This window comes from Nocardia sp. NBC_01009 (genome assembly GCF_045208035.1).
Taxonomy (GTDB): domain Bacteria; phylum Actinomycetota; class Actinomycetes; order Mycobacteriales; family Mycobacteriaceae; genus Nocardia.
This window is the reverse complement of sequence record NZ_CP108695.1, coordinates 7,228,481-7,242,465: the sequence shown is the minus strand read 5'-3', so window position 1 is coordinate 7,242,465 and position 13,985 is coordinate 7,228,481. Positions and strand designations below refer to the sequence as shown.

Genomic DNA, 13,985 nt, shown 5'->3' with positions numbered 1-13,985 from the left:
ACAAGCAGCGGCGGCGATTTTTTCGAGCCGATTGTCGGGTCTGATCGCGGAATCGGTCGTGTCGACCGAAGACGGTTCTACGCGATCCTTGACGTTGTATTCGTTGGCGCAGCACCTGGAATTGGCTTACCCGGATGTGCCGGTTTCGCAGTCCGGTCTGTACCGGCTCATTCACGGTGACGCGATACCGAGGCTGGATCTTGTTATCGCTCTGGCCCGGGTATTCGACGTTCCGCCGGAGTATTTCGTGACCGAGGAAAAGAAGCGCTGATCCGTTCGGCGGCTGTTCTCTCCAGCGGGAATAGCGACGGTCCTGGCGTCGGCTGATCCGGATACGATCCGGATCATGCCCGATGAGGACTCCGGTGACGTCTTTCTTCGCCATCGAGGTGCTCTCCTCGAGGCGGTGCTGTCGGATCCGTCGTTCGGCTACGTCGGCTCCGCTGTAGGTGGGCAAGCCGGGCCCGGTGAATCCGCGCCTGCTTCAACCGAGTTCGAATCGGAATTGTCTGCTCCGGTCGAACGCCGTCGGCCTTCCGATGGACCGAAGGCGAGTGAGCGAATCCTCGCGTTGTTGAACGGCGAGTCGCAGGGACCCGCGTCGTCGGCAGATTATGCGCCGGACTACGCGGCGATGGCCGCGCCACTGCGCGCTCCTGACGATGAGGACCCGCCGCAACCACCGCAGGAAAACCGGTCGAATTCGTCCGCGTCGAGCCGCTTGGCACCCGCTCAAGGGGTCATGCGTGACATCCTGACGCAGCTGCGAAAGCCCAAGGTGGCGTTGGCGGTCGGTGCCGTCCTCGCGGTGTTGTTGGTCCTGATGCTTGTCACCACCGGCGGCGGTGAGGACCAGCCACAGGACCGGGCCTTCGTCGTCACTCCGTCGCAGACTGCCGCACCAACGACCACCGCCCCACCTGCCGCGGCGAGCTCGGTCATCCAGGTGAAGTCGGCGCAGTCGAAATGCCCGCCGGGAAGTACCCCGGCCATGGACGCCTTCGGCGGGCAGCCGGGTAAGGCGTGGTCTTGTGTGCGCGCCTACAAGGTCGACGGCCAGATCATCACCATCGACCTCGGCAAGCTCTATCAGATCGACTCGATCGGTATTGTCCCCGGATGGGACCACATCGGTACCGACGGCACCGATCAGTGGGCCAAATACCGTACTGTCAGCCGAGTTTCGTATCAGTTCAACGATGGCACCACCTCTGTGTACACGCAGCCGACCCTGGATCAGCGCACCATGGTGGTCACGAAGCTCGACCCACCGGTGAGCGCGTCCAAGATCGTGCTGACGGTGTTGGAATCGAAAGGCAGCCCCGCGATCAACGTCACCGCCATCTCCTCGGTCGTGATCACCGGACGTTGAGCATGATGTCCGAGCTGATCTGCCAGTACTGTTCGCACCGCAATGTCGGCGGCGCGATCTCCCGCTGTACCCACTGCGGAGCCCCGCTGCGCGCTGCTGCGCACAAAGCGGCGGCTGCCGTCGAACCCACGGCGCATGTGGTGGAAAAGACGGTGGAGAAGACGGCAGGGGTGGCGGAGACCGCGGTCAAAGTTGTTGCGGGGCTCCCGCCCTGGAAATGGCGAGTATTCGGCGTGCTCATCGCGGTCGTTGTGCTGTTCGGAGTCGTGGTGGCCCGTTCGTGTTCGCCGTCGATTCCGTCGTTGTTCGCGGTGCCGCAGCAGTCTGCCGTCAGCGCGCTGCCCGAGGCGCTGCGTTCCGCCGCATCCTGTGTGCAGCTCAACACCACGGAGATGGTCCAGAAATGTGTCATCGGCGCCAGTCATCCACTGCTGGCCGGCGGAATCTCCGGCGGCAAGGAGTTGACCTTCCACGCGGAAGTGTCCTTGCCTGCGAGCTTGAGCGACACGATCAGACGATGGCGGGCCGGGGGCGCAACCGTGTTGACGGACGGCCCCGTTTTCGCCGCGATCGGCCCGTCGGCAAGCGCGTGGTACGCCGACACCCGGTCGGGCCTACGCCTGGAGACCGGATCCTTCTCCGGCAAGGCGGCCGCCCAGACGTTTCTGACGCGGGCCGGTCTGGTCCGTTGACGGTTCAGCTATCCGAGTCGGCAAGGTTCTGATCCGGATCAAATCTGCAGTACAAGCGACATACATCCTTGTCGCATCGTTGAATGTACCGCTATACAACGGTACGTTAATCAGGTAACGTGTGGAAACCGTACGTTACGAGGTCAGTTCTCGGGAAGGCAGCGGTTCGATGGTGGCAACCACGCAGCAGACGATAACTTCGGGGCGGTTCCGCAACGATCCGACCGATCTGGAGGCGGCCTACTTCCGCTGGATCCAGCCGGGAGCGTCGGCGTCGGCGATCACCGATCGGGCCGAGCGGATCTTCCGGCAGCATCTGGAGTTGGCTGCGGTCCGCACTCCCGGATCGGCGACGACCAAGGTGTACCGGCCCGACGACAGCAGTGGGCTCGGTGCCGCGGTCCAAATCGTCAATGACGATATGCCGCTGCTGGTCGATTCGGTCACCGCCGCATTGCGTCGACTCGGTGCTACGGTCACCGAGGTCATCCATCCGGTCTTCGATGTGACCCGCGATGCCGAGGGCAAACTGCTGACCATCGTGGCTCGCGACGGCGAGGTGGACCCGGGGCCTGCGGCGGTCGCGGAATCATGGATCCATGTGCAGTTCGGCCACGGCCTCGCCGACGAACAGGTCAACCGGATCGAGCAAGCGCTCGAGCCGCTGCTGAACGATCTGCGTCGCGTCGCGGACGATACGCCGACCATCGTCGGGGCGATGAACACAGTGGCCGACGGTCTCGAGAATGCCGCGCAATGGGCGGGCGACCCCGAAATCCCCGAGGCCGCAGACCTTTTGCGTTGGATGGCCGACGGCCACTTCACCGCGCTCGGCTACGGCTACTACCGATTCCGCCGTTCCGCCCCGCGCCCCGACGCGCCCATGGAGCCGTGGCAGATTCCCGGAACCGGCCTCGGCGTGCTGCACAACGGATCGGTCGCCGACGTCAGCGCCCCCGTGCTGGGTGCGAAGCGGCCGGTGCTGCGCCTTGCCAACGGTTCGGTGGATTCCCTGCTGCCCGGTTCGCGCGACCTCTACTACGTCAGTGTCGCCGACTACGGCACCGGCGACGCGACCAGCGCGGGACCGGCCGGGGCCACCGTCGCCATGGTGAAGGGCGAGCATGTCTTCGTCGGCACGTTCACCGTGACGGGCCTGCACGAGAACATCCTCGACATCCCGGTCATCTCGCGGCGCGTGCTGCAGGTCATCGAATGGTCCGGCTTCGCGCTGAATTCCTTCTCCGGCCAGGCCATGCTCGAGATGATGCAGTCCTTCCCCCGGGTCGAGCTGTTCTCCACCGACGCGCGCAGGTTGTTCGAAACCGTCTCCGGTGTCATGAATCTCGGCGTGCGACGGCAGGTCCGGCTGTTCCTGCGTCGCGACAACCGCAGCGGCACGGTCTACTGCCTGGTCTACATGCCGCGCGATCGCTACTCGACCGAGGTTCGGGTGCAGATGGGTGAGCTGCTGCGCGCGGAGTTCGACGCCGAGCAGCTCGCCTACTCGGCCCGCGCCACCGAATCGGAATTGGCCGTCGTGTACTTCACGGTGCATCGCAAGCCCGACGCGGAACCGGCGGACATCTCCGATACCAATCGCGAACGGGTGCAGGAGCTGCTGTTCGCGACGACCCGGACCTGGGCCGATCGCCTGGTGGCCGAGGCTGCCGGGGTGGCAGACATATCACCCACTGTCGCACAGGATTACGCGTCCGCGTTCCCGGCGAGCTACCAGCAGGAATACCAGCCTGCCCGCGCGCTCGCGGATGTGCAGCGGCTCGAGCGGCTGAGCGACGGCGACATCGACACCAATCTCTACCGGAATCCCGAATCGCCTTCGGGGGAGTGGCGTTTCACGCTCTACGTCGCGGGCGAGGGCGTGTCCCTGAGCCGGGTGCTTCCGGTCGTGCACAGTCTCGGCGTGGAAGTCGTCGACGAGCAGCCCTACCGCATCACCCTGTGGGACGGCGCGCAGCGCTGGATCTACGACTTCGGGCTGCGGGTGCCTGCCGCGCTGCTGCGCGGTTCGCTCGACGCCGACATCGAGGCCGATCTCGCCGCCAGCGCCGATGTCGATTCACTGCCGGAAACCAGTGTGCGCAAGCGCTTTCCGGAAGCCGTCGCCGCCATGTGGTTCGGTAAGGCCGAAGTCGACGGGCTCAACGAGCTCGTGCTGCGCGCCTGCCTGCACTGGCGTCAGATCGCGATGCTGCGGGCCTACGCGAAGTACCTGCAGCAGGCCGGTTTCGCCTACACCCTCGGCAACATCACGCGCGTGCTACTGACCCATCCGGCCACCGCACGCTCCTGCACCGAATTGTTCGGCGCCTACTTCGATCCCGAGGGCACCGGCCCGGAGGCCGAGGTCCTCGCCGAGGGTATTGCCGAGCGGGTGCAGGCCGAGATCGACGCGGTCGTCAGCCTGGACACCGACCGGATCCTGCGCGCGGTGCTCGGGCTGATCAAGGCGACGCTGCGCACCAACTACTACCGTCGCGATGACGCGGGCAACTCGCTGGAATACCTGTCCTTCAAGCTGAACCCGCACGCTATCGCCGAATTGCCCAAGCCGAGACCGCAATTCGAGATTTTCGTGTACTCGCCGCGAGTCGAGGGCGTGCACTTGCGCTTCGGCGCGGTGGCGCGCGGCGGGTTGCGCTGGTCGGACCGTCTGGAAGATTTCCGCACCGAGATCCTCGGTCTGGTGAAGGCGCAGGCGGTGAAGAACGCCGTTATCGTCCCGGTTGGGGCCAAGGGCGGTTTCGTGGTCAAGCAGCCGCCTACTGCCACCGGCGATCCCGGCGCGGATCGGCAGGCAATGCTCGCCGAGGGCGTGTCCTGCTACCGCACCTTCATCTCCGGCCTGCTCGATGTCACCGACAATGTCGAGCACACCACCGGCGCTGTGCTGCCGCCCGCCCGGGTGGTGCGCCGTGACGCCGATGACACCTATCTGGTGGTCGCCGCGGACAAGGGCACCGCGACGTTCTCCGATATCGCCAATGGTGTTGCCCAGCAGTATGGTTTCTGGTTGGGCGACGCCTTCGCCTCCGGTGGCTCGGCGGGTTACGACCACAAGGCGATGGGCATTACCGCCAAGGGCGCGTGGGAGAGCGTGAAGCGCCACTTTGCCGAGCTGAACATCAATACCCAGACCCAGGAGTTCACCGTCGTCGGCGTCGGCGATATGAGTGGCGACGTATTCGGCAACGGCATGCTGCTCTCCAAGCACATCCGCTTGGTCGCGGCGTTCGACCACCGGCACATCTTCCTGGACCCGAATCCCGATGCGGCACGGTCGTTCCGGGAGCGGCAGCGGATGTTCGCACTGCCGCGTTCCTCGTGGGCAGACTACAACGGGTCGCTGATCAGCAAGGGCGGCGGCGTCTACGACCGGTCGGCAAAGGCGGTGCCGGTCACCCCCGAGGTGCGCGCGGCGCTCGGCCTCGGCCCCGAAGTGACCAAGCTGTCGCCACCGGAGATCATCAAGGCCATTCTGCTCGCACCGGTCGATCTGCTGTGGAACGGCGGCATCGGCACCTACATCAAGGCTGCTTCCGAGACCGATGGCGAGGTGGGCGACAAGTCCAACGACGCAGTCCGTGTCAATGCGAATGCGCTGCGGGTCAAGGTGATCGGCGAGGGCGGTAACCTCGGCGCGACCGCGCTCGGCCGCATCGAGTACAGCCGTGGCGGCGGCCGGATGAACACCGACGCGATGGACAACTCGGCGGGTGTCGACTGCTCCGACCACGAGGTCAACATCAAGGTGCTGCTGGACGCAGTCGTCTCCAGCGGTGAGCTCGCAGTCGCCGAGCGCAATCCACTGCTCGCTTCCATGACCGACGAGGTCTCCGAATTGGTTCTGCGCGACAACATCTCGCAGAACTTCCGCATGGGCATGTCGCGCGCCGATGCGGTGGCCATGTCGGGTGTGCACCGGCGGTTGCTCGCCGATCTCGAAGCGCGCCGCGGTCTAGATCGCAGGCTCGAAGCGCTGCCGACGGATACGGAGTTGGAGCAGCGCGCCGCAGAGGGTCGTGGGCTGACCTCGCCGGAATTGGCGAATCTCATGGCACACGTGAAGCTTTCGCTGAAGGCCGATCTGCTTGCAGGGGACCTGCCCGACAGTCCGGCGTTTGCCTCGGTGCTGCCGAATTACTTCCCGTCACCGCTGCGCGAGCGGTTCGCCGCCGCCATCCGCCGCCATCCGCTGCGTCGGGAGATCGTCGCGACCGTGGTGATCAATGATGTGGTCGACTACGGCGGCATCACCTACGCCTTCCGCCTCGCCGAGGAGGCAGGTGCGACCACCGATGATGCGGTGCGCGCCTTCACCGCTGCGGTCGAAATCTTCGATCTGCACGCGCTGTGGCAGCGGATCCGGACCACCCCGATGGCCACCGAGGTGCGCAACGAGCTCGAGCTCGAGACCAAGCGCACCCTGGACCGGGCCTCCAGGTGGCTGCTGGCCAACCGGCCGCAGCCGATCGCGATCGGCGCCGATATCGCCCGCTACCGTGACGGTGTCCGTGCCCTCACCAGCAAGGCGCCTGCCTGGCTGACCGGTTACCTCGCCGACGATCTCATCGCGCGCTCGCACGGCTCGGTCGAACGCGGTGCACCGCAGGACCTGGCCGAGGAAGCGTTCGGGCTCATCCACCTGTTCCCGCTGCTGGATGTGATCGACATCGCCGACATCACCGAGCGTGACTCGGTGGAGGTCGGGGTGCTGCACGCCGCGCTCAACGAGCACTTCGAGATCGAACGGCTGCTGACCGCGGTCGGCAACCTCGAACGCGGCGACCGGTGGCGCACGCTGGCCCGACTCGCAGTCCGCGACGATCTGTACGATTCGCTGCGCTCACTGACGCTGGATGTCTTGAGCGCCACCGAACCGGATGAGAGCGCCGCGGAGAAGATCGCCTACTGGGAATCCACCAACCGGTCTCGCTTGGCAAGGGCCAGTGCGTCGCTCGGGCAGATCTTCGACGTCGGCAGCTACGACCTTGCGACGCTGTCGGTGGCGGCGCGGCAGGTGCGCAGCATGGTGAGCGGTGGCGAGACCACCGCGGTCGCGCCGACCGTCATCGGCTGATATCGACCGCGGGTGTCCGGAGGTTCGACGCGAAAGCGTCAGCCTCCGGACACTTGCGTTCCGCAACTGCCGCAGAACTTTGCCGGGGGCGCGGTTTCCGCGCCGCAGTTGGCGCAATGCCGCGGTGCCGGCGGCACCAGAGGGTTGCCGCAGTTCGTGCAGAAGCGAGCACCCACCGGATTGGTCGTCTGGCAGTGGGCGCACACCGGCTGCGCATCGGCGGCAGGCAGCTCGGCGGGGGATGGCGGCCGCTGCCATGGACTCGGGTGGGCGCCCGTCTGCTGCTGGATGGCGCCTAAACCCAGTGCGGCGCCCAGGAATCCGCCGTCCATACCGTGACCGCCATGTCCACCGTGCGCGAATCCTTGGCTCGCGCCGAGTGCGAGTTCACCTGCGGCATAACGCTGGAAGTCGCCGGCCAGCTGAATGTACTTGACGTCTTTGGCAAGTCGCTTGATGCGTTCGGCGTCTTCCGGATCGAGGGAGATGTCGAAATTGCCCATCCGCGGAATCCGCAGACCGTATTCGTAGAGCGCGATATTGGTCTGCTTCATCACGGCGGACTCGATCGGCTGCAGCTGCGCCGACAACCCGAGCACCTGCCAGTTCCCTGCTGAAATGCCCTGGGTGACAGCAACTTTCATGGACTTGAGCAGCAGGTCGCCACTCCAGCTCTGCACTCTGGTCGGATCCGCGAGATCGGCGGTGCCGGTCAGCGCGGTGAGCATTTCGCGGGGGTCGCGCACCGAAAGCGCGAACTCGCCGAAGGCGCGTAGGGTCACCACTTGCTCGCTGACCGGGTCGAAGATGTCGGCCAGCCGCCCGCCGAACTTGATGCCGGGGGCCTCCCGGGTGGACACGAAATACAGCTCGGCGCGATAGAAGTTTCCGCCGGTGGCCCGATCGATGAGGGAGCCGAGCACCGGCAGTTCATCCGCGTCGACGCGGTGGCGGCCGGGCCCCATGGCGGTGACGACCTGTCCGGACTTGACGAACAGAGCCATCTCATCCGCGTTGACGATCACCCGGCTGTAGCGGCGGATGTTGAGATCCGGCCACTTGTAGACCAATTGGTTCTTGCGGTCCTCGGGGACCGCAATGAACTCCCTTTCGAACCACGCCATGTCCGCTCCTAGCCGATTTTCCTACAGAGCGTACCGATATATAGCGGCTCGCTCAATCATGACGATGACCATTTTCCCTGCTTAACGGCCATGACCCCTGAATGTTCCTGATTGCCATCATGTTACGTCGAGTGTCCGCTATTGAACGTGCCGCTACTTAACGGTACATTGATCGCAGATATGATCGCCGTCACTTGAAAGGCCGTCACCATGACCACAGTTCGACCTCCCTCGGAGCAGGCCGCACCGGCCGACTCGCTCCACGACGAGGACGCGGGGTATCACAAGTCTCTTCGCCCCCGTCAGCTGCAGATGATTGCGATCGGTGGCGCCATCGGCACCGGTCTGTTCCTCGGCGCGGGAGGCAGGCTGGCCCACGCAGGGCCCGGGCTGTTTCTGGTGTACGCCGTCTGTGGCGTGTTCGTATTCTTCATCCTGCGCGCGCTCGGCGAGTTGGTGCTGCATCGCCCCTCCTCGGGGTCGTTCGTCTCCTACGCTCGTGAGTTCTATGGTGAGAAGCTGGCTTTCGCCGTCGGGTGGATGTACTTCTTCCACTGGTGCATGACCGGGATCGTAGACATCACGGCCATCGCCACGTATGTCCACTTCTGGGGAGCTTTCGAGGCGATTCCGCAGTGGCTGATCGCACTGGTTGCGCTGGCGTTGGTGGTCAGCATCAATATGGTGTCGGTCAAGTGGTTCGGTGAGCTGGAGTTCTGGGCCGCGATGATCAAGGTCGTCGCACTGGTGACCTTCCTGATCGTCGGCACCATCTTCCTCGGCGGCCGGTTCAAGATTCAGGATCAGCCCACCGGCTTCAGCGTGATCTCCGAGAACGGTGGACTGTTCCCGAGTGGCATCCTGCCGCTGGTTCTCGTCACCACGGGTGTCGTATTCGCCTATGCCGCCGTCGAATTGGTCGGCACGGCAGCCGGTGAGGCAGAGAACCCGGAGAAGATCATGCCGCGGGCGATCAACTCCGTCATCGCACGCATCGCGCTGTTCTACGTGGGTTCGCTGGTGCTGCTCGGGCTGCTGCTGCCCTACACCGCTTTCAAGTCCGGCGAGAGCCCGTTTGTCACCTTCTTCTCGCGGATCGGTGTCGACGGCGCGGGTTCGGTCATGAATATGGTCGTGCTGACTGCGGCGTTCTCCAGCTTGAACGCCGGTTTGTATTCGACCGGCCGGATTCTGCGGTCGATGTCGATGAACGGTAGTGCGCCTGCTATCGCTTCGCGGATGTCCAGCGGCGGTGTGCCCTATGTCGGCATCCTGGCCACCGGTGCGATCGCACTGTTCGGTGTCGGCCTCAACGCGGTGGTGCCCGAGAAGGCGTTCGAGATCGTCCTGAACATGTCGGCGCTCGGAACGATCGTGGCGTGGACGGCGATCATCGTCTGCCAGCTCAAGCTGTACCGCTGGGCGAACGAGGGCAAGGTGGAGCGGCCCAAGTTCCGGCTGATGGGTGCGCCCTACACGAGCTACGCGACGCTGGTGTTCCTCGTGACGGTGGTCGTGCTGATGGCACTCAGTGATGACGAGTTGCAGCGTGGCGCGGTGATCGCCATGGCTGTCATCGTGGTGCCCGCGATGGTCGGCGGCTGGTTCCTCGCCCGTAAGCAGGTGTTGCGCATCGCGGCGATCCGGGAGGGTTACACCGGTCAGTTCCCGGTGCTCGCGGAGCGGCCTGCCACCCGTTCGGCCAATGACGCCGTAGTGGTTCTCGAAAAGCCAGACGACGAAGAGTGAGCCAGTATCCGCCCCGGGCGACACGCCCGGGGCGGACTTATTCCCAATGTTGAGAACAATGCTTGCACGCGTCGACAGGTGGCGGACCAGAATGAAACCCCGTTTACACGGTGGGTTTGAGAGGTTCGCATGCCGGAGCACCCCAACGCCTCCGACCGTCCGATACCGCACCCATGGGCGAATCGGCGTATGCGTGGCACCGAAGTGCCACGGCGGATGCCGCACCCATGGGCATCTCGGCGACCCTCCAAAACCGAGGTGCCTGCACGTTTGCCGCACCCCTGGTCGAAGCCTTCGAACCGCCCCGTGCCCAGCGCGACCTCGAATGCCACTGCCCCCGGCACCGTTTCGGCCACGTCGACCTCGCGCCGCACGACCGGTACCGAGCGCACGACCGATTCCGAGCGCGCCCTGCTCGCTGCGCTCGACGAGCCCGCTTCGGGCCGCAGCGCCAGATCACGGCCGAGCGTCCGACGGCTCGGCGACGGGCTGGTCGCGATGCCGCAGGTGAGCCCGCTCGATCCACGGACCTCGGTGCTCGAGCGTCCGGAAGTGCCCGAGCACAAAAGGTTCTGCTGGAAGTGTCAACAGCCGGTCGGCCGATCCACCGAGGCCGGACCGGGCGCGGTGGTCGGCGAATGCGACCGCTGCGGCTCGCCCTTCAACTTCCGACCGGCGCTGCAGCCGGGGGAGATGGTGGCGGGCCAGTACGAAGTGCAGGGCAGCCTCGCGCACGGTGGACTCGGCTGGATCTACCTCGCCATCGACCGCAATGTGAGCGATCGATGGGTGGTGCTGAAGGGCCTGCAGAACCCGCTCGACTTCGAGGCGCACGTCGTCGCCCTTGCCGAACGTCAATTCCTGTCCGAGGTGGCCTATCCCGGCATCGTCAAGATCCACAACTTCGTCAAGCACCGGTCGACGCGTGACGTCGCCGACGGCTACATCGTCATGGAATACGTCGGTGGCCGATCGCTGAAGAAAATGCTCGATCTGCGTGCCCCGGAACGCATTTCGGTGCCGGATGCCATCGCCTTCATGATGGAGATCCTGCCCGCGCTCGACTATCTGCACTCGTTCGGGCTGGCCTACAACGACCTCAAACCCGACAACATCATGGTCAGCGAGGACGAGGTCAAACTGATCGACCTCGGCGCGGTCGCCGCCATGGAGTCCTACGGGAGCATCTACGGAACTCCCGGATACCAGGCGCCCGAGATCACCGACACCGGCCCCACCGTCGCCTCCGACATCTACACCGTCGGGCGAACGCTGGCGGCGCTGATACTCGAACTGCCCAAGGACAAAGCAGGTCATTACCTGCCCGGCCTGCCGGCCCCGGAGGATCAGCCGCTGCTGCGCCGAAACCCGGCCCTGTACCGGGTGTTGCAACGCGCCACCGACCTGGATCCGCAGCGTCGATTTCCTTCTGCCTATTCGATGTACAGCCAGCTGGCCGGCGTGCTCCGGATGGTGCTCGCGGCGGAGACCGGCCTCGAACATCCGCAGGCCTCGATCGAATTCGGCTCCATGCGTGGCGATTTCGGCATCGAAACGCTCATCGGCCAGACCGACGGCATGACCGACGGCAGGCACCGACTGCCTGCCCTCGATGCGCCGAGTGTCGTTGCCGCGCTGCCTGTTCCGCTGATGGACAACGAGGACCCGAGCGCCGAGCTGCTGTCCACGCTGTTGCACGGCGATCCGAGACAGGCGCTGGATGCGCTGCGCCGTGCGGCCGACCGCATCGTGTCCGGGACGATCCCGGAACCGGAGTCGTTCGAGCTCGAGGGCACACTGACCGCGATCCGCGCCCACCTCGACCTCGGCGATGTGCGGTTGGCCAGCGATCGGCTCGCCGACCTGCGCCCGCGCTACAACGCCGACTGGCGCCTCGACTGGTACTCCGCGGCCGCCGCGCTGCTGGATGGCCAGCATGCGCGCGCCTTCGAGTACTTCGACCTTGTGCACAGCATGCTGCCCGGTGAGCTAGCACCCGCCCTAGCCCTTGCCGCCACCGCGGAACTTGCACTGCAGCACCTGGATACACCCGCCGAGGCCAAGCGCTGGCACCGGCTCGCGTCGGACTATTACGCGACGGTCTGGAAGACCAACCACGGAATGGTCAGTGCGGCATTCGGCCTGGCTCGTCGGCTTGCGGCCGACGATGCGCTACTCGAAGCCGTTGCGGTCCTCGATCAGGTACCGGAGGCTTCGCGCTATCACAGTGTCGCGCGCATGACCGGTTGTCTGCTGCTGGTGTCGCGGCCGGTCGCCGACATCACCGAGGCCGACCTCACCGAGGCGGCAACCCGCCTGGATGCGGCGCCGGATGAGCCGCGGGCCCTGCAGTTACAGGTGATCGTCGTCGGGGCGGCACTGGAGTGGCTACGGGCAGGCGGGCAACCGGCTGGGCCCCATTCGATAATTCTCGGCTTCCCGGTTACCGAGCTGGGACTGCAAGGCGGTCTGGAAACGAGCCTGCGAGCATTGGCGCGTATCGCACCACACCGCCTGCATCGGTACCGGCTCGTCGATTTGGCCAACCACGTCCGGCCGCAGACCCGCTTCTAGGGCCGCAACGCGCCTGTTCGGACGGCAAGCGCCAGCGCCGCGGGCGCTCCGAACGTCACGAGCAGCGGCCACCAGGTGCCGGTGACGAGGGCGGCGGCCAGGGCGAGGATGGCGATCGCTGCGACGGTCACGACGAGCGTGCGCATCGGGTTCGGCTCCGGGAGCGGCGCGGCGGACGGCAGGCTACCGGGGAGGTCGGCGAACAGTTCGGCGAGCTGAGTTTTGGTGGTGGCCGCAGTCACTGCTGCGCTGCGTTCGTCGAACTCGGCAAGGTCCAGCCTGCCCGAGCCGAGATGGTGTGACAGTTCCAAGAGCGCGCGTTCACGGTCCTCGACACTGACCCTAGAGCCCGCAGAGTCGTCCATTCCGGAAGGATATGCGCAGGTGGAAATGTTGCACAGGCGTCGTTTTCCATGGACGGGAAGACTGTGACCGAACTAGCGTTTGCTGATTCGTCGCTGGCGGCCATGTAAGTGGCCACAACGGCCCGTGTGGCGGCCGTCGATGCGGACTCGGTGTGGTTTCCTTGAACCATGGCTGCCGCTGTTGAATACACGATCGACGAGCTGGCGCGCGAGGCCGGCACGACCGTGCGGAGTCTGCGGGTCTACCACGAGCGTGGTGTCCTGCCCCCACCCCAGGTCAAAGGGCGAACCGGGTTCTATGGACCGGAGCATCTCAATCGTGTCCGGACGATCAGCCGGCTGCTGGATCGCGGGATCAAACTCAACGGCATCAGGGAATTGCTCGACGCCTGGGACCGTGGTGACGACCTGGGTGACATCCTCGGTGTCATCGAACCCGACGCGGCGAAGACGGAGGTTGCCGAGGAGCTTCCAGAGGTAGGTGAAACCATCGCCGCGACGGAGCTCGCCGAGCGCTACCACGAGGTGCCCAACGGGCTCGCCCGCGTGGTCACAGCGGGCCTCTATGAGCCCGTGGACGCCGAAAACTACCGGTTGGCCGACCGCAGACTGGTTCGGATCGTCGAGAAGCTCAGCGTGGCGGGTGTTCCCGCCGCCGAGGTGCTCGACGAACTCGAGAAGCTGCGGGCCGATACCGACCGTATCGCCCGACGTTTCGTCGACCTGTTCCGTCGCACGACCTTTGCGAAGTTCCAGCAGTCCGAAAAGGATTCGGCCGACCGGGCCGAGCTCGCCGAACGCCTTGCCGCGACCAAGAGCATGTCCGGCGAGGCGACCGCGGAGCTCGTGACTCTGTTCGTAGCACGGCATCTCGACCAGGACGCCGAAATCTCCGAGGCGCTGTCGCGGGCCTGACCGGTCGAAAATGCCCCTTCGATGTCCACTATTCCCACGTGTGAAGATACTGACCCGTAACGTGCCGTTAAACAGCGGTATGTTTGCTGGCAG

At 65.3% G+C, this 13,985-nt stretch carries 9 protein-coding genes; 7 read left to right on the top strand and 2 right to left on the bottom strand.

The window, feature by feature from the left end:
* Nucleotides 1-58 precede the first annotated feature (58 nt).
* From OHA42_RS32655 to OHA42_RS32640, 4 genes are all read left to right on the top strand, one after another.
* Nucleotides 59-271, top strand: coding sequence for a helix-turn-helix domain-containing protein (locus OHA42_RS32655; protein WP_406231635.1), 213 nt, complete (start codon nt 59-61; stop codon nt 269-271).
* Nucleotides 272-346: 75 nt separating this feature from the next.
* Entirely contained in the window at nt 347-1,372 is a 1,026-nt protein-coding gene (locus OHA42_RS32650) for a discoidin domain-containing protein (protein ID WP_406231634.1), read from the top strand.
* Between the two features lie 2 nt (nt 1,373-1,374).
* On the top strand, nt 1,375-2,064 hold the full coding sequence (locus OHA42_RS32645) for a hypothetical protein (protein WP_406231632.1): 690 nt from the start codon (nt 1,375-1,377) through the stop codon (nt 2,062-2,064).
* Between the two features lie 169 nt (nt 2,065-2,233).
* Complete coding sequence (locus tag OHA42_RS32640; RefSeq protein WP_406231631.1) at nt 2,234-7,165, top strand: NAD-glutamate dehydrogenase; 4,932 nt, start codon at nt 2,234-2,236, stop codon at nt 7,163-7,165.
* Nucleotides 7,166-7,203: 38 nt separating this feature from the next.
* On the opposite strand, the gene OHA42_RS32635 is transcribed toward OHA42_RS32640, so the two are convergent.
* Entirely contained in the window at nt 7,204-8,289 is a 1,086-nt protein-coding gene (locus tag OHA42_RS32635; protein ID WP_406231629.1) for an SPFH domain-containing protein, read from the bottom strand.
* Nucleotides 8,290-8,499: 210 nt separating this feature from the next.
* On the opposite strand from OHA42_RS32635, the gene OHA42_RS32630 reads away from it, so the two are divergent.
* Entirely contained in the window at nt 8,500-10,038 is a 1,539-nt protein-coding gene (locus tag OHA42_RS32630) for an amino acid permease (protein WP_406231628.1), read from the top strand.
* A gap of 306 nt (nt 10,039-10,344) precedes the next feature.
* On the top strand, nt 10,345-12,612 hold the full coding sequence (locus OHA42_RS32625; RefSeq protein ID WP_406231626.1) for a tetratricopeptide repeat protein: 2,268 nt from the start codon (nt 10,345-10,347) through the stop codon (nt 12,610-12,612).
* On the opposite strand, the gene OHA42_RS32620 is transcribed toward OHA42_RS32625, so the two are convergent.
* Complete coding sequence (locus OHA42_RS32620; RefSeq protein ID WP_406231624.1) at nt 12,609-12,977, bottom strand: DUF1707 domain-containing protein; 369 nt, start codon at nt 12,975-12,977, stop codon at nt 12,609-12,611. The genes OHA42_RS32625 and OHA42_RS32620 overlap by 4 nt on opposite strands.
* A gap of 168 nt (nt 12,978-13,145) precedes the next feature.
* Here OHA42_RS32620 and OHA42_RS32615 point away from each other — a divergent pair, with 168 nt between their 5' ends.
* Nucleotides 13,146-13,892, top strand: a complete 747-nt coding sequence (locus OHA42_RS32615) for a MerR family transcriptional regulator (protein ID WP_406231622.1) — start codon at nt 13,146-13,148, stop codon at nt 13,890-13,892.
* The last annotated feature ends 93 nt before the right edge of the window (nt 13,893-13,985 follow it).